This is a genomic window from Corallococcus sp. Z5C101001 (genome assembly GCF_007352635.1).
Lineage (GTDB): Bacteria > Myxococcota > Myxococcia > Myxococcales > Myxococcaceae > Corallococcus > Corallococcus silvisoli.
The window spans coordinates 440854-456691 of record NZ_VKLU01000005.1; the positions used below are offsets into that span (position 1 = coordinate 440854).

The 15838-nt window shown below is 70.9% G+C and carries 12 protein-coding genes and 1 tRNA gene; 6 read left to right on the forward strand and 7 right to left on the reverse strand.

All coding sequences use genetic code 11. The annotated features are described in order from the left end of the window. The first annotated feature begins 45 nt into the window (after nt 1-45). The 3 genes from FOF48_RS12165 to FOF48_RS12175 are packed head-to-tail and all read left to right on the forward strand — an operon-like array spanning nt 46 to nt 4705. Entirely contained in the window at nt 46-1326 is a 1281-nt protein-coding gene (locus FOF48_RS12165; protein WP_143901068.1) for a glycosyltransferase family 4 protein, read from the forward strand. Further along, a complete protein-coding gene (locus tag FOF48_RS12170) occupies nt 1323-2357 on the forward strand; it encodes a hypothetical protein (protein ID WP_143901069.1) in 1035 nt (344 codons plus the stop codon). The genes FOF48_RS12165 and FOF48_RS12170 overlap by 4 nt, the downstream gene beginning before the upstream one ends. Nucleotides 2358-2383: 26 nt before the next feature. Then, entirely contained in the window at nt 2384-4705 is a 2322-nt protein-coding gene (locus FOF48_RS12175; RefSeq protein WP_143901071.1) for an HAD family hydrolase, read from the forward strand. A gap of 12 nt (nt 4706-4717) precedes the next feature. On the opposite strand, the gene FOF48_RS12180 is transcribed toward FOF48_RS12175, so the two are convergent. The 7 genes from FOF48_RS12180 to FOF48_RS12210 form a co-directional block, all read right to left on the reverse strand. Further along, nucleotides 4718-7255 (reverse strand): glycosyltransferase family 2 protein, encoded by a 2538-nt coding sequence (locus FOF48_RS12180; protein WP_304503209.1) that lies wholly within the window; start codon nt 7253-7255, stop codon nt 4718-4720. A gap of 61 nt (nt 7256-7316) precedes the next feature. After that, a complete protein-coding gene (locus tag FOF48_RS12185) occupies nt 7317-8663 on the reverse strand; it encodes an ABC transporter ATP-binding protein (RefSeq protein WP_143901073.1) in 1347 nt (448 codons plus the stop codon). Beyond that, nucleotides 8664-9443 (reverse strand): ABC transporter permease, encoded by a 780-nt coding sequence (locus tag FOF48_RS12190; protein ID WP_143901075.1) that lies wholly within the window; start codon nt 9441-9443, stop codon nt 8664-8666. A 154-nt stretch (nt 9444-9597) separates the two neighbouring features. Continuing rightward, a tRNA-Gly gene (locus FOF48_RS12195) sits at nt 9598-9672 on the reverse strand. An 87-nt stretch (nt 9673-9759) separates the two neighbouring features. Further along, on the reverse strand, nt 9760-10449 hold the full coding sequence (gene pgsA / locus FOF48_RS12200) for a CDP-diacylglycerol--glycerol-3-phosphate 3-phosphatidyltransferase (RefSeq protein ID WP_143901077.1): 690 nt from the start codon (nt 10447-10449) through the stop codon (nt 9760-9762). A gap of 11 nt (nt 10450-10460) precedes the next feature. Next, nucleotides 10461-12131, reverse strand: a complete 1671-nt coding sequence (locus FOF48_RS12205; RefSeq protein WP_143901079.1) for a tetratricopeptide repeat protein — start codon at nt 12129-12131, stop codon at nt 10461-10463. Then, entirely contained in the window at nt 12088-12777 is a 690-nt protein-coding gene (locus FOF48_RS12210) for a lytic transglycosylase domain-containing protein (RefSeq protein WP_143901081.1), read from the reverse strand. The genes FOF48_RS12205 and FOF48_RS12210 overlap by 44 nt, the downstream gene beginning before the upstream one ends. A gap of 88 nt (nt 12778-12865) precedes the next feature. Here FOF48_RS12210 and nadB point away from each other — a divergent pair, with 88 nt between their 5' ends. From nadB to FOF48_RS12225, 3 genes are read left to right on the forward strand one after another with little or no spacing between them, the layout of a single operon-like run. Then, the gene (gene nadB, locus FOF48_RS12215) at nt 12866-14455 is read left to right on the forward strand and encodes an L-aspartate oxidase (protein WP_143901083.1); all 1590 of its coding nucleotides are present in this window, start codon (nt 12866-12868) and stop codon (nt 14453-14455) included. A 6-nt stretch (nt 14456-14461) separates the two neighbouring features. Then, a complete protein-coding gene (locus tag FOF48_RS12220; RefSeq protein WP_143901085.1) occupies nt 14462-15229 on the forward strand; it encodes a rhomboid family intramembrane serine protease in 768 nt (255 codons plus the stop codon). Nucleotides 15230-15231: 2 nt separating this feature from the next. Next, a complete protein-coding gene (locus tag FOF48_RS12225; RefSeq protein ID WP_143901087.1) occupies nt 15232-15834 on the forward strand; it encodes a TIGR00730 family Rossman fold protein in 603 nt (200 codons plus the stop codon). The last annotated feature ends 4 nt before the right edge of the window (nt 15835-15838 follow it).

Here is a 15838-nt window from a genome sequence, read left to right on the forward strand (position 1 = left end):
GTTTCCTCCGGGCCGCATCCAGCCCACGACGCGAGTTGCCAAGGCATGAAGATCGGGTTCCTCGTTGGAGACATCGCCAATATCTCCGGTGGTTCCAACGTCATCCTCGAATACGCCTCCCGGTTGCAGGACCTTGGCCACGAGGCCGTCCTCATCACCCCGGGCCCCGTCAAGCTGACGTATCCGCTGTGGCACCCGCGACTGGCGGACCTGCCGCGCCGGTCGCTCGCGGAGGCCGAGGGCGAGTCGTTCGACTTCGCGTTGGCGACGTGGTGGATCACGTTCTACGACCTGTGGCGCGTCAACGCCCGGGTGTACGGCTACCTGAACCAGAGCCTGGAGTCGCGCTTCCACGCGGAGCGCCACTACAAGCTGCTCAACCGGCAGACGTATTCGCTGCCGCTGCTCTTCGTCACCGAGGCGAAGTGGCTGGTGGAGTTCATCCAGACGCTCCAGCCGGAGGGGCGGACCCTCTACGTCCAGAACGGCCTGTCCCGCGACCACTTCCCCTGCGTGCAGGCCCCGCCGGAGCGCGGCGGGAAGCTGCGCGTGCTGGTGGAGGGCCCCTGGGGCGTGGGCTTCAAGGGCGTTCCGGAGACCTTCGAGGTGCTGGAGCTGGCGGCCGCCCAGGGTGTCCAGTTCGAGACAGGGTGGCTGGCATCGTCTTCCGGTGGACAGAAGCCCACCGTGGGCGGGCAGCCGGTGCAGGTGCACGAGCGCATCCCCATCAACCAGGTGCACCAGGTCTACGGCCAGTACGACGTCCTGCTGAAGCTGTCCCGCGTGGAGGGCATGTTCGGCCCGCCGCTGGAGATGTTCTCGCAGGGCGGCACCGCCATCACGTACACCGTCACCGGCACCGACGAGTACATGGTGCACGGGCAGAACTCGCTGATGGTGGAGCCGTACAACCACCGGCAGATCGTCCAGTTCCTGCGCCTGTTGAGCACGCAGCCCTCGTACCTGGCGCACCTGCGCGCGAACGCGCTCGCCACCGCGAAGGCGTTCACGGACTGGGAGTCGAGCACGCGCCAGGTGGCCTCCGGCCTGGAGGCCCTGCACGCGGAGGGCTGGACGAACACGCACCTGCGCCCCGCCCTGGCCGCGATGTCCACGATGCACGGCCACTGGCTGGACGACGTCTGGCGCGGGGCGCGAGGGGAAGGCACCTCCCCGCTGCACCCGTACGTGGGGCCCGGCGAGCAGGTGCTGCTCGAGCGCTACCGCCGGTTCAAGAAGTCCCGCCCCGTCCGCGCGCTGCAGAACCTGGTGTCCGACGACTTCAAGAAGTCCCTGCGCGCGCGCATCACGCGAGTCCTGTCATGAGAGTCCATCCGCCCTCCTCCCTCCAGCGCGTCGCCTTCCTGGGCGAGCCGGCCTTCGAGCCGCACGTGCCCGTGCAGGCGGCATGGGCCGAGGTCCGCTTCTTCCCCGTGACCGCCGGCCGGTGGAAGGACGCCATCGGCGCCGCCCAGGCGTGGGGCGCGAACGCGACGCTCGTCTTCCGCCCGCAGGACCTCACGCCGGAGCTGGCGGCGCGGCTGCCCGGGAGCATGAGCATTGGCGTCATCCCCGCGCCGCTCTTCAGCGCGGATGAGATGGAGCGGCTCTCCCGCATGTCCGGCCCGGACGTGAAGGGCTTCCGCTGGCTCACGTACCTGGAGACGCCCACGTCGCCGGAGCTGGCGCGGCTGCCGCTGCTGCAGACGCTGCCCCTGCCGGTGGACACCGCCCGGTGCCCCACGGGCCCGCGGCTGGACTGCCGCCGGGTGCTGGTGGCGGACTGGGCCAGCCCGACGCCGGAGGCGCTGGAGGCGCTGCGCAAGGTGGGCCCGGTGGACGTGCTGCCGTCGCAGGCCACGGCCGGGGACATCACCCGCGCGCTGGAGCAGGCCGGGACCCTGGTCTACGCGTCGCGAGACCTGATGGGCCGGTTTGATCCGCTGCCGCTGCTGGCCATGGCGCACGGGCTGCTCGTCATCGCCGACACGGTCTTCGCCCCCGAGTGGAACATCGAGCCGGAGGACGAGTTCCTCTACCGGCCGGACGGCCAGTGGGCGCGCTCGCTGGATGAGACCGTGCGCATGCCGGTGTCCTTCCGGGCGGTGCGCATCCGGGCTTGGCAGAAGATGCGCGAGGCGTTCGACGCGTCCGCGTGCTTCCAGCGCGTGCTCCACGACGCGCACCTCTTCGCGGACCCGGTGGCGCACCTGGCGTCGCTTCGCCCCGTGGGGCCGCCGGTGGCGGTCCCCGTGGCCGTGGAGGCCGCCCGGTCCCCGGAGGCCTCCGCGAAGGAGCCCCTGGGCGCGGAGAAGGTCACGCGTCTGAGCCGCGCTCGCGCGGCCGTCACCAACTAACTAGAGCGCAAGGACACTGGAAGCAGATGAAAGCCCGCCGTGAACCCGCAGCGGCCGCGCTGCTTCCCTCGCTCCAGCGCTGGGCCGTGGAGGCCGCGCGCGACCTGTACCTGACGCAGAAGGGCGCCCCCCCCGCCTCCCACCATCCCCGCGCCAGCCCGCGCGAGCGCGTGTCGGTGCTCGCCTCGGAGGCCCTGCCGGAGTGGGTGGAGGGGCTGTCGGAGGCCTCGCGCGTGTTCCGCCCGAGCGACGCCCCCCCCATCGAGTCCTCCCCCTTCGCCACCCTGCGCGAGCGCCTGCTCACGGCGACGGCGGGCTACGACGTGGTGGGCTTCGACGTCTTCAACACGCTGGTGGTGCGCAGCGTGGAGGGCGAATGGCTCAAGACGGCCGTGGCGCGCGGCTTCCATGCGCGGCTGAAGGAGCTGCTGAGCCCGACGCGAATGCCCACGGCGGCGCAGGTGCGCCAGCGCCGGTTCGACCTGGAGATGGAGATCGCCGGGGAGCAGGTCGCCCAGGGGCGCGACAACGAGGTGGACTTCGAGGCCCTGGTGCTGCGTTGGGCCGGCACCTGGGTGCCGGTGGAGCCGCACCGCTCGCGCCTGGCCGCGGAGCTGCGCGCGCTGGAGCTGGAGCTGGAGAAGCGGGCGCTGCGGCCCGCGCCGGGCATCGCGGAGGTGCTGTCCGCGCTGAAGGCCCAGGGCAAGCGGCTCATCTTCGTGAGCGACATGTACCTGTCCGCGCCCCTGCTGCGGGAGCTGCTGAGGCACTGCGGGCTGGAGCAGTACTTCGACGCGGGGTACGTCTCCATCGACGAGGGCCTGCGCAAGGCGTCCGGCCGCCTGTTCCCGCGCGTGCTGGAGCGAGAGGGACTGAAGCCCGAGCAGCTCTTCTTCGTCGGCGACGACGAGAACGCCGACAACGTGCAGCCCCGCCGGCTGGGCATCACCACGTTGCGCGTGGAGGATCCCGACGAGAAGCAGCGCCGCCGCCGGCTGGAGGCCGCGCAGAAGGCCGTGGAGCGGAATCCCTACTGGGCCGCGCACTACGTGGACGTCGTGCTGAGCAACGAGGCCCACCATGTCCGCGGGCCGGAGGACGACCCCAACTACCAGCTGGGCCGCACGCTGGCGCCGGGCATCGTGGCCTTCGTGGTGGACGTCATCGAGCGCGCGGAGAAGCTGGGCATCGACCATGTCTACTTCCTGGCGCGCGAGGGCCTGACGCTGCTCAAGGTGTTCGCCATCCTGAAGGACTCGGGGATCTTCCGCCGGGTGCCCCAGGCGCACTACCTGTTCGTCAGCCGCGCCTCCACCATCCTCGCCTCCATGCGCGAGCTGAGCTGGGAGGAGGTCCACCGCTTCTGGCGCCAGTACAGCCGCCAGTCGCTGCGCGGCCTGCTCAAGAACCTGTCGCTGCCCCAGGACGAGTTCATCCGGCTGGCCGCCGAGTGCGGCATCACCGACCCCGACCAGCCCATCCTGGAGCCCACGAAGGACGCCGCCTTCATGCGCTTCCTCGCCTCGCGCCGCGTGCGCGTGGCCTTCCACCAGCGCCGCGACGAGGCGCGGGCCGCGCTCGCGCGCTACCTGGAGTACCGCGGGATGATGGGCCTGGAGCGCACGGCGCTCGTGGACATCGGGTGGAAGGGCAGCATGCAGGACAACCTGATGCGCGCCTTCGAGCACGACGCGCGCTTCCCGGAGCTGCACGGCTTCTACCTGGCCTACGTGCCGGACGGTCAGCCCCAGGCGAAGAGGTCCTTCAAGTACGGCTACCTGTCGGACCTGCGGCGGCGCGACCTGGAGGAGGCGGACTTCCTGCGCAACACCGCCATCTTCGAGATGATCACCACCGCGAACCACGGCAGCACCATGCGCTATGGCGCGAACCCGTGGGCGCCGCACCTGCCGCTCCCGGAGCTGCTGCACCACGAGCAGGAGAAGGACAACAGCGCGCGCTTCTTCCGCCGCGTGCAGGAAGGCATGTACGACTACGCGCGGGACTACGCACGCCTGTCACCGCTCCTGCGCTTCACCGCGGACGAGCTTCAGCCCGGCACGCTCCAGGAGCTGCTGCGCTACACCCGCTACCCCACGGACGAGGAGGCGCGCGAGTTCCTCAAGTACTCGCACGTGGAGAGCTTCGGCGTGCATGAGGTCACCACCTTCGGCCTCAAGCTGGACCTGCGGAAGCTCACGCAGCACGGCTCGGTGAAGGGAGCGCTGAAGGAGGCGTGGAAGGCCTTCGAGACGAACTCCTGGCGCGACGGCGTGGTGAAGCGCAGCGGCCTGCCGCTGGCGAACCTGGCCTATGACGCCTGGTTCACCTGGCGGGCCATCCGCTAGCCGCCCAGGCCGTCACGCCGGCGGACGGCGCGCGCTGGGCACCTCGTGGGCCAGCGTGCGCACCGCCAGCGCCTCGCCGTCCTCGGGGTGCCGACGCAGGTCGCAGTCCCCCGACAGCAGCGTGAGGTTGGGGTTGTAGTAGGGGTCCCCTCTCAGCAGCCACGGCCGGTACGACGTGAAGGAGCGCCAGTAGTCCGGCTCCGGGATGGCGTCCGTGCGGCGGCTGGCGGACTCGTGGTGCACCACGCGCGCGAAGGGCGTGCACACCACGCGCAGGCCGCGAGCGTGCAGGCGCAGGCCCAGGTCCACGTCGCTGCCGCACAGGAGGAAGCGCTCGTCGAAGCCGCCCAGCGCGTCGAAGAGCGGGCGGCGGATCATCACGCACGCGCTGGTGACGGACAGCCAGTTGCGCACCCACTCCGTGTGGCCGAAAGGCGTGGCGATGGGCCCATCCGGCAGGCGCCAGAAGGGGTGGCCCGCCATGCCCGTCATGCCCACCACGATGCCCGCGTGCTGCACGGTGCCTTCCGGAAAGAGGAGCTTGGCGCCCACCGCGCCCACCTCCGGGCGCTGCGCCTGGGCCACCAGCTCCGTGAGCCAGCCGGGGTCCACCACTTCCATGTCGTTGTTGAGGAACAGCAGCAGCTCGCCCGTGGCCTCCCGCGCGGCCCAGTTGTTGATGGCCGGGTAGTTGAAGGGGAAGTCCCAGGTGCGCTTCACCAGGCGCGGATCCTCCAGCCTGTCCAGCAGCGCGAAGGTCTCCGGGCGGACGCTGTTGTTGGACACCAGCAGCATCTCGAAGTGCGGGTACGTCGTGCGCTTCAGCAGCGTGTCCGTCAGGGTCTCCAGGAGGTCCGGCCGGTCCTTGAACGGAACGATGATGGACACCTTCGGCGTGCCCCGGACGGCGTAGCGCACGCGGTAGCGGCCCGGCCCCGGCACGGTCACCTCCGCGTCCTCACCCCGGCGCGTCAGGTGCTCGGCGAGCGCGCGACGGCCCTCCTGGGACACCTCGCCCACCTGTCCGGTGCGGCGGTGGTAGAGCAGGTGCGGCACGTGCCCGATGTGCTCGGAGGCCTCGCTCACGCGAAGGAAGAGGTCGTACTCCTCCGCGCCCGGAAAGCCCTCGCGAAAGCCGCCCACGGCCTCCACCAGCGCGCGGCGCACCATCACGCCCCGGCCCAGGTAGTCCACCGAGCGCAGCAGGTCCGGCGACCAGTCCGGCTTGAAGAACGGGGCCGTGCGCCGGCCGCGCGAATCCAGCCGGTCCTCATCGCCGTAGATCAGATCCAGGCCTGGGTCGGCGCCCAGGGCCAGGGCGACCTCCGCCAGTGCGTTGGGCGCGAGCGTGTCCTCCGCGCCCAGCACGCCCACGAAGTCCCCGCTCGCGGCCTGAAGGCCCACGCGCAGCGCCCGGGCGAAGTCCGTGGGCCCGGAGAGCGTCACGCGGCGGATGCGCGTCTGGCGGTGCGCGGAGGCCCACGGCTCCGGCAGCGCGGGGCCGTCCTCCGGCCCCACCAGCACCAGCTCCCAGTCCGGGTACACCTGGGCCTCCACCGACGCCAGGCATTCGCGCAGGTGCGCGGGACAGGCCCCCGCGGTGGCCACCAGCAGGGACAGCCGGGGCCGGAGGGGCAGCCGCTCCAGGGCCTCGCGGGCGGCGTGGATGTCCGCCGGTTCGCGGAGCGTGCACCAGTGGTGGAAGTCCTCCAGCGCGGGCAGGGGCGGAGGCGGCGTGCGCACCCCGAGGATGGCGGCCAGCGCCACCACCGCCTCGCCGTTGAAGCGGGACTGCCGACGCAGCACCTCGCGCCACAGCGGCGCGGAGGCCCGGATGCCCCGGGGAAGGCCCGGACGCGCCAGCGGGGAGGCCAGCGCCACGAGCCGCGCCACCCGGTGCGTGGCATCCACGGTATCCGGCGTCCCCGCGCCCGGGACGGCGGCGACGGCCACCAGTGTTTCGCGCATGAGCGCGTTCCACTCCGCCTGTCGCGCGAGCAGGGGCTCCAGCACGGGCCCCAGCGCCCGGCGCCATGCGCGCCACGCCAGCTTCCACGCCACCGACGCGGGCGCGAAGCTTCGCGGCCCACGGTCAGGGGGCCTGCCGGTGCCCTGTGCGTCGAGCTGCTTGCGGGCCCACTCCGTCAAGTCGTCCCGGCCGCCCTGGTCTCGCCGGGCCTCCAACCGCTCCAACACCCGGAGCACGCGCTGGTTGAAGGCGGCCTGGGGCCGCAGCAGTTCGACGTGGAGCGGACGCAGGCCCAGGACGAAGGCGCGCTTGGCGGCCGTCACCCACTGCCCTCCCGAGGCCCGGTGCGACGGCGGAACGGAGAACTCGAACGGGACGGCGAGCCGGGCCGCGGCCAGCAAGGGCGACAGGGCCGTGTTGGCCGGAGGCGCAAGCCGGCGCAGCTGCTCCGTCAGGTCCGCGAGCGCCGCGGCGTTGGCCGCGTCGGGCTCGGCGCGCAACGCGGCGATCCGCTCCGCGATCTCTCCGGCGGACGCTGCCGCCTGCCCCCCCTCGGGCATGGTGTGGAACAAGGTGCTCACCTCCCAGGCGCCTCCCCTTTTTCAAGGCCCCGGGCCGCGGCGCGCGGGAGGCCTCCTCCCCTCAGGAGGCCGCGGCATGCGTGGGCACGGAGACCGCCTGGACGGGGGCGGCCGGAGCCTCCTCCACCACCCAGGCATGCTCCGGCCGGAAGACACCCCGGTCGTCATGCTCGGTCGACACGGAGAAGGTGCAGCGCGCCTCCCGTCCCGGCTCCGGGTTCGCCGTGTTGCCCGTCTTCAGCTCCACGCTCAGCACGTAGGAGCCACCCAAGAGCCCCAGCCGGGGCAACACGAAGCGCAGGCGCCCCTGCGGGGGCAGCGGCGCCGGCAGCGGCACCCGGTCCGTCCGGGTGCTCGTCACGTACAGCACCGCCCCGTCCGCGTGGGACAGCGTGAGGACGAACTCCACGTCCTCCACCGGCTCGCGCGCCACGTAGTCGATGCACGCCTCCACCCGCGTCTCCGCGGTGACGGGCCCCAGCTCCTCCCCCCGAGGTCCGCACAGCGAGACCCGAGACACGGCGAGCGCGGGCGACACCGGCGGCTCGTCCCGCACCACCGGGCCCTCCGGAAGCGACGGCAGCGCCCCGCCCCCTTCCGTCAGGGCCGGCGGCGTGAAGATGGTGGAGCGCGCCTCCGCCAGCGACACCGCCTGCCGGTACTCCGCGGCGATCTCCGCCGGGGTGCCCACGCGGCGGATCCTCCCGCCGTCCAGCCACGCCGCCTGGTCGCACCAGCGCTCCACGGTGGACATGTCGTGGGTGACCAGGACGATGGTCTTCCCCAGCCGCTTGAACTCCGTCATCTTCGCGAGGCTCTTCTTGCTGAAGTGCTCGTCGCCGACGGCGAGGATCTCATCGATGATGAGGATGTCCGGGTCCACGTGGGTGGCCACGGAGAACGCCAGGCGCATGTACATGCCGCTGGAGTACGTGCGCACCGGCTCGTCGATGAACTCCCCCAGCTCGCTGAACGCGATGATGGCGTCCATCTTCGCGCGCACCTCGGCGCGCGACATGCCGAGGATGATGCCGTTGATGAGGATGTTCTCCCGGCCGGAGAAGTCCGGGTGGAAGCCCGCGCCCAGGTCCAGCAGCGCGGAGATGCGCCCGTTCACCTGGATGCGCCCGGACGTGGGCGTGTAGATGCCGGTGATGAGCTTCAGCAGCGTGCTCTTGCCGGAGCCGTTGCGCCCCAGGATGGCCACCGTCTGGCCCTTGGGGATGCGCAGGTTGACGCCGCGCAGGGACTCGATGAAGCGGCCCTGCTGGGACGCGTTGCGATGCCCGCGCAGCCAGCGCACGAGCTCCGACTTGAACGTGGTGTATTCCCCCCGGATGGTCTTCTTCCGGAAGTTCTTCACCACGTCCTCGATGACGATGGCGTCCTCGGTCGTTGGATGGACCATCTAGATGGACTCCGCGAACTCCTCGCGGCGGCTCTCGAAGATCTGCGTGGCGCCCCACAGCAGCACGACGGAGACCCCCAGGAGCGACACGAGCGGCACCGCGTCCGGCAACCGGTGCTCGTAGAAGATGGCCTGGTACGAGGTGATGAGGATGGACATCGGATTGAGCACCTGCAGCACCCGCCGGTACTCCTCCGGGATGGTGGACAGCTTGTAGAGCACCGGCGTCACGAAGAACCACAGCGTCATCAGGTTCATCACGATGTGCTGCAGGTCCCGGAACGTCACGTTGAAGGCGCTGACCGCGTAGACCACCGCGAAGGTGAAGCACATCTGGACCAGCACCACCGCCGGGAAGAGCACCACGTGCCAGGACGGCGCCACGCCGAACACCAGCCCCAGCGCCACCATCAGGGGCAGCGAGAAGATGAAGTTGCAGAAGTTGGTCGCCACCACCGTGGCCGGCAGCACCTGGGCCGGGAAGCGCACCTTGGTCATCAGGTCGCGCCGGTCGCTGATGGCGCTGGCCCCCGCGGACACCGACGTGGAGAACCAGATCCACGGCAGCAGCCCCACGAACATGAAGTAGGGGTAGTGCGGAATCTGGTTCTTCATGAACACGCCGAACAGCAGCGCGTAGACCAGCATGTGGAGGGTGGGGTTCAGGAACGTCCAGAAGAAGCCCAGCACCGAGCCGCGATAGCGCGCCTTCAGCTCGCGCTGCACCAGGCTGAGGAGGAGCCCCCGGTACGAGTAGAGTTCCCGGAAGTTGCGAATCATGCGCCGGTATCCATACCGCAAAGGGTTCGCTGGTGGCGAACTACCCGGAACAGCGGACCGCCGGCCCCTCGCGCGCCCGCCTGGTGTCGCGCCCCTTGGAAACAAACAGGGGAGAAAGAAAAAGGCCCCCTGGTTTCCCAGAGGGCCTTTGTTTTGGAGCGGGAAAAGGGATTTGAACCCTCGACCCTCGCCTTGGCAAGGCGATGCTCTACCGCTGAGCTATTCCCGCATCAGGACTGCCGTACCGCTTGCTGCTTTCCGTCGGGCGGTGCCGCGCCGGAAGTGAGGTGGGGTATACAGAGGCCCTTCGGACACGTCAAACACTTTTCGCATCCGGATCCGCGCCCCCTCTGCGGGCGAGCATCCCGAGGAACGCGCGGAAGTACACGACGGCGCTCCACACCGAGAACGCACCCGACAGGTACACCAGCACCTTGCCGACCTGGTTGTAGTCGACGGTGACGGTGCGGAAGCCCAGGTCCAGCGGATGCACGTAGTGGACGCACAGGGAGATGATCCCCACCAGTTGGAGGGACGTCTTCCACTTCCCCTCCTGCCCCGCGGCGATGACCATGCCCTCGCTGGCGGCGATGGTGCGCAGGCCGCTGACGATGAACTCCCGCGCCAGCAGCACGATGACGACCCACGCGGCGATGCGCCCCAGGCGGACCATCATCACCAGGGCGGCCATGGCGATGAGCTTGTCCGCCAGCGGGTCCATGAACTTGCCCACCACGGTGATGAGGTTCCACTTCCGGGCGAGGTAGCCATCCACCACGTCGGTGATGGAGGCCACCGCGAACACCAGGCCCGCCAACAGGGAGTGCAGGGGGTCCGCGTCGTAGGTGAGCCAGACGAACAAGGGGATGATGAGGATCCGCCCCAGCGTGAGCATGTTGGGCAGGTTCCAGAACTCCTGCACCAGGATGCTGGGACGGCGGGAGGCGCGGCGGCGGGCCCGCTCCTCGCGCTTGCGCTGCTTCCTGAGGGCTCGCTCCGTGGCCATGGGCGCGCGTTCTACCGGACCCCGAGTGTGATGAGGGCAAAACCTTCACCGCCCAGCTCCACCGCGCCCCTCACTGTCTCCCCGCCAGCGGAGGCCATGAGCGGCACCACGCGGGGCGTGAGGTTGCCCAGCCAGCCCACCAGGTGCGTGAGGGGCACCGTCACCGGCGCGTCCATGGCCACCGCCACCGAGCGCAGCGGCCCCGTCAGGCTCAAGAGCACCCTGCCCTGTCCCCGCAGGTGCACGAGGTCCAGGTCCGGCGCCAGGTCCGAAGGCACGCGGCCGTTCTCGAACACCACCGGCTCCTCGAAGGCGAAGACGCACGCGTCCCGCAGGTAGACGGACTCCTCGTCCAGGACCACCGTGACGAACTGGCGGCCCTGGGCGGGCTCCAGGTGCAGCGTGCCCAGCCCCTGGGCGCGAACCATGGCCTGTTCGCCCTCCCCAAACGGCTTGTCCGTGGCCCGGCCCCGGAAGCGCTTCATCTCCGGCTGGAAGCGGACCTGGCCACGCACGGCGACCAGCCCCTCCAGCCGGGTGAGCAGCTCGCCATCCACCTCCAGCGCCACGCCCGACGCGCCCTGCGTGAAGGGCTGCCCCGACGCCACGCCCGGCAGCGCCACGGTGTGGACCCACTCGGTGAGCATCGGCGGATTCACGACTGGTGCGGGAGGAGTCGCGGCGGCGACCGTTCGCCGCGCCACCGGGGCGGGCTCGCTGGCGGCCAGCGCGGCGGAGGTCTCGGCGAAGGCGGCGCCGGGCTCGGCGTCCAGGTCGGACGCGAGCGCGGGCGGCTCCTCGGAGACTTCGATCTCCTCCGACACCGGCGTGGGGGGCAGCTCGTCCGCGACCTCGACGTCGGCCCCGGACGTGTCGGCGTCCTCGGCGAGGCTCGAACCGGCGGCGAGGCTCGGATCCTCGTCCTCCTCCTCATCCGCGCGGGCGCTGAAGGCGTGGTCGTCCGTCGGCGCGGGCGGGCCCTCGTCCTCGGCGAAGCGCAGGTCGTCATCCTGCGCCGCCGTGGACGGACGGGGCGGCGCGGCGCCCGGGGCCCTGGGGCCACGGGGCGCTTCATCCAGGCCGAACTGGGCGCCCCAGTCGTTCTCCCCGCTGGAGGCGGGAGCCGAGGCGGGGCCCGCGCTCTCCTCCTCTTCCTCGCGCGGGCGGGACGGCGCGGAGGGAGGACGGCTGTAGCCCTCGCCCGCGATGGCGCGAGACATCTTCTCCGCCATGGCGTCGCTGCCGGACAGGAGGAAGTGCTCGCGCGCGCGGCCGTACTCGCCCATCTGGGCGAAGGTCAGGCCCAGGTAGTTGTGGGCCTTCTTGTGGTCCGGGGCCAGGTCGGTGGCGGTCTCGAACTCGCGCGCAGCGCGCTGGAGCGCGTTCGTCTTCAGGTACACGAGCCCCAGGTTGACGCGCAGCGTGGGGTCCACCGGGTTGTCCCGCACGAGCATCTCGTACAGGTCCGCGGCGCGGTCGAAGAGGCCCAGCTTGAAATACGTCAGGCCCAGGAGGTTCTGGGCCTTCTCGTGGCGCGGCTGCAGCTGGTGCGCCCGCTCCAGGAACTCCTTCGCTTCGGTGACCTTGCCGGCACCGAGCAGCTCTCCGCCTCGGTAGAGCTGCTGCAGGAACTCGTCGTCAGCGGGGCCCGGCTCCTTCGTCCCCTTCGTGCGCGTCGTCATTCTCGGGTGTGGGCTCACGGCTGCTGGCCTCGGCCTGGGCGAGCCGCTCGCGCTCCTTGTAGTGGTAGTAGAGCTGGAGGACCTTGCGCACGTATTCCTGCGTCTCGGCGTACGGCGGCACCTGGCCCCCGTACTTCTTCACCGCGTCCGGCCCGGCGTTGTACGCGGCGACCATCTTCACCATGTCGCCGTCGAACATGTTGGCCAGCACGCGCAGGTAGCGCACGCCTCCTTCGATGTTGTCCTTCGAGTCGAAGATGTCCTTCACGTACATGTCCGACGCGGTGCCCGGCATGAGCTGCATCAGCCCGCTGGCGCCCTTGTTGCTGAGCGCGTTCGGGTTGAAGTTGCTCTCCGTGTGCATGATGGCGCGCACCAGCGCGGGCGGGATGCGGTAGCGCAGGGCCGCCGTGGTGATGTGCGGATCCAGCTCCGTGGGCGTCCGGGCGCGGCCCCGCACGGGCGCGGTCTTGGAGGGCGCGGGCGTGAACGTCCCGGCCAGCTTGCGCGCCTTGCGCGAGCCCCCCGGAGGCACGTTCGTATAGACGATGGTGCCGTCCTTCTCGACGTAGCTGTAGATGCCGTCGGAGGCGTACGCCGGAGCGGCGACGGTCAGGAGGGCAACGAGGGCGGTCAGGACACGCATGGCGGCGGCCGAAACCTTAGACAACGGCCGGAAAGTCCTCAAGAAAACGCCTTGTTTCCGGCACTTACCGCCGTTAAGGCTGTTCGCCATGCCCCATCGGTTTGATTTCGTGGTCATGGGCGGCGGAGTGGCCGGCCTGTCGTTCGCCCTCCAGGCGGCCCGGCATGGCACGGTCGCGGTGCTCACCAAACGCGAGCGCGGCGAAGGAAACACCGCCTACGCGCAGGGGGGCATCGCCAGCGTGCTCTCCCCCACGGACACGTTCGACTCGCACATCGAGGACACGCTCGTGGCGGGCGCGGGCCTGTGCCACCGCGACGCGGTGGAGGTGACGGTGCGCGAAGGGCCCACGCGCCTCAAGGAGCTGGTCGCGCTGGGCGCGGAGTTCGACCGGCGGGGCGGCGGCGAGTTCGACCTCACGCGCGAAGGCGGTCACTCCGCCCGCCGGGTCATCCACTCAGGTGACATCACCGGCCGCGAGGTCCAGCGCGCGCTCCTGGCCGCGTGCGACGAGCAGCCCAACATCACCTTCTTCCAGAACACGGCCGCCATCGACCTCATCCTGGACCGCCGTCCGCACGCCCCCGCGGCCAGCCGGTGCGTGGGCACGTACGCGCTGCTGGAGGACGGCTCCATCGAGCGCTTCCTGTCCAAGGTGACGGTGCTGGCGACGGGCGGCGCGGGCAAGGTGTACCTCTACACGTCCAACCCGGACGTCGCGACGGGCGACGGCGTGGCCATGGCGTACCGCGCGGGCGCGCGCGTGGCGAACATGGAGTTCTACCAGTTCCACCCCACCTGCCTCTTCCACCCGGAGGCCAAGAGCTTCCTCATCAGCGAGGCGCTGCGCGGCGAGGGCGGCAAGCTCCGGCTCAAGGGCGGCCAGACGTTCATGGAGCGCTACCACGCCATGCGGGACCTGGCGCCGCGCGACGTGGTGGCGCGCGCCATCGACGCGGAGCTCAAGCGCACGGGCAACGACTGCGTCTACCTGGACATGACGCACCTGGGCCGCGCGTACCTCACCGAGCGCTTCCCCAACATCTACGCCACCTGCAAGGCCTTCAACATCGACATGGCCGTGCAGCCCATCCCCGTGGTGCCCGCGGCCCACTACCAGTGCGGCGGCGTGGTGACGGACCTGCACGGGCGCACCAACGTGCCGGGCCTCTACGCCATTGGCGAGGTGTCCTGCACGGGCCTGCACGGCGCCAACCGGCTCGCGTCCAATTCGCTCCTGGAGGGCCTGGTGTTCGGCCACCGCGCGGTGCAGGTGGCCGCGGCGGAGCTCGCGGACCTGTCGCACCCGAAGGAGGACCCGCCGGCCTGGGACTCCGGCGCCGCGGTGGACTCCGATGAGAGCGTCGTCGTCACCCACAACTGGGATGAGATCCGCCGCCTGATGTGGAACTACGTGGGCATCGTGCGCACGGACAAGCGGCTGATGCGCGCGAGGCGCCGGCTGGAGCTGCTGCGCGAGGAGATCCGCGACTACTACTGGCGCTTCAAGGTCACCCGGGACGTCATCGAGCTGCGCAACATCGCGGAGGTGGCGCACCTCATCGTGGACTGCGCGAGCCGCCGCAAGGAGAGCCGGGGCCTGCACTACACCCTGGACTACCCCCACACCGACGAGCACCAGGGCACGCGCGACACCGTGCTGTCCCGGGAGCTGTGAGAGCGCATGTCCCGTCCGCGCCGAATGCTGGATGATCTCCCGGGCCCGTCCGGCCTGGATGACGCGCAGGCCCCCGAGCCGCGCGGCCGGGATGGCGACGGCCCGCCCCCGGCCCCGCCCGCCCCCCCGCGCGTGCTGCCCACGCCCTTCGTCTGCTACGCCATCATGGCCGGCGCGGTGGGGATGTTCTTCCTGACCCGAGGCATGGGGCAGCCCGTGACGGGGCCGGACGGGACGCCCCTGGGTAGCCTGCCGCCGCTGGCGCTCTATGGGCCGGCGGTGCGCGCCGGGGAGTACTGGCGGCTGCTGGGCATGGTGTTCGAGCACGGCAGCGTGCTGCACCTGTTCTTCAACATGTCCGTCGTCTACACGCTGGGCATGTCCCTGGAGCGCGCCATCGGGAGCCCGCGCTTCCTGGCGCTGTCGCTCGTCACCGCGCTGGGCGGCTCCGCGTTCGCGCTCTTCTTCAACTTCGACACCGTGACGGTGGGCGCGTCCGGGATGATCCTCGGCTGGGGCGGCGCGATGCTGCCCATCTCCACGCTGCAGGGCCGGCGGGACCTGATGTTCTGGCTGGTGCAGGTGGCGGTCATCAGCCTGCTGCCCGGCGTGAGCTGGTCGGGCCACCTGGGGGGCTTCGTCTTCGGCCTGCCCTGCGGCATGGCCCTGCGCCAGGGACCGAAGTTCTACTCGCGCGCCATCCCCGTGCTGCTCTTCATCGCCGCGGCGCTCGCCGTGGTCGCCGCCCATCCCGGGCGGCTCGGAGGACTCTAGCGATGCCCGAAGTCACCGTGCGAAGCGTCTGCGTGTTCTGCGGTTCGCGCTCAGGCGTGCGCGCCGAGTACCGCGATGCCGCCTCCAAGCTGGGCGCGGCGCTGGCCCGGCGCGGGCTGACGCTCGTCTACGGCGGAGCCAGCGTGGGGTTGATGGGCGCGGTGGCGGACGCGGTGCTCGCGGGCGGCGGCAAGGCCGTGGGCGTGCTGCCGCACTTCATGGACGCGAAGGAGCTGGGCCACCCGCGCCTGACGGAGCTGCACCGGGTGGACTCCATGCACTCGCGCAAGGCGATGATGGCCGAGCGCGCGGACGCCTTCATCGCCCTGCCCGGCGGATTCGGCACCCTGGACGAGCTGTTCGAGATCGTCACCTGGGCCCAGCTGGGCCTGCACCGCAAGCCCATGGGCCTGCTGGACGTGGACGGCTTCTTCCAGCCGCTGCTCGCGCTGGTGGGGCGCATGGTCGAAGCGGGCTTCGTCCCGGAGTCGCAGCGCATGCCCTTCGCGGTGGAGGCGTCAGCGGACGCGCTCCTGGACCGGCTGCTCGCGGGGCCCTCGATGCCCGCGACGCCGAAGTGGCTGAAGGGCGGCCAGCAGACCTGAGTCC

Coding starts and splice junctions, on each gene's coding strand:
- FOF48_RS12165 (WP_143901068.1), top strand. CDS start 46: ATGAAGATCGGGTTCCTCGTTGGAGACATCGCCAATATCTCCGGTGGT.
- FOF48_RS12170 (WP_143901069.1), top strand. CDS start 1,323: ATGAGAGTCCATCCGCCCTCCTCCCTCCAGCGCGTCGCCTTCCTGGGC.
- FOF48_RS12175 (WP_143901071.1), top strand. CDS start 2,384: ATGAAAGCCCGCCGTGAACCCGCAGCGGCCGCGCTGCTTCCCTCGCTC.
- FOF48_RS12185 (WP_143901073.1), bottom strand. CDS start 8,663: ATGGTCCATCCAACGACCGAGGACGCCATCGTCATCGAGGACGTGGTG.
- FOF48_RS12190 (WP_143901075.1), bottom strand. CDS start 9,443: ATGATTCGCAACTTCCGGGAACTCTACTCGTACCGGGGGCTCCTCCTC.
- pgsA (WP_143901077.1), bottom strand. CDS start 10,449: ATGGCCACGGAGCGAGCCCTCAGGAAGCAGCGCAAGCGCGAGGAGCGG.
- FOF48_RS12205 (WP_143901079.1), bottom strand. CDS start 12,131: ATGACGACGCGCACGAAGGGGACGAAGGAGCCGGGCCCCGCTGACGAC.
- FOF48_RS12210 (WP_143901081.1), bottom strand. CDS start 12,777: ATGCGTGTCCTGACCGCCCTCGTTGCCCTCCTGACCGTCGCCGCTCCG.
- nadB (WP_143901083.1), top strand. CDS start 12,866: ATGCCCCATCGGTTTGATTTCGTGGTCATGGGCGGCGGAGTGGCCGGC.
- FOF48_RS12220 (WP_143901085.1), top strand. CDS start 14,462: ATGTCCCGTCCGCGCCGAATGCTGGATGATCTCCCGGGCCCGTCCGGC.
- FOF48_RS12225 (WP_143901087.1), top strand. CDS start 15,232: ATGCCCGAAGTCACCGTGCGAAGCGTCTGCGTGTTCTGCGGTTCGCGC.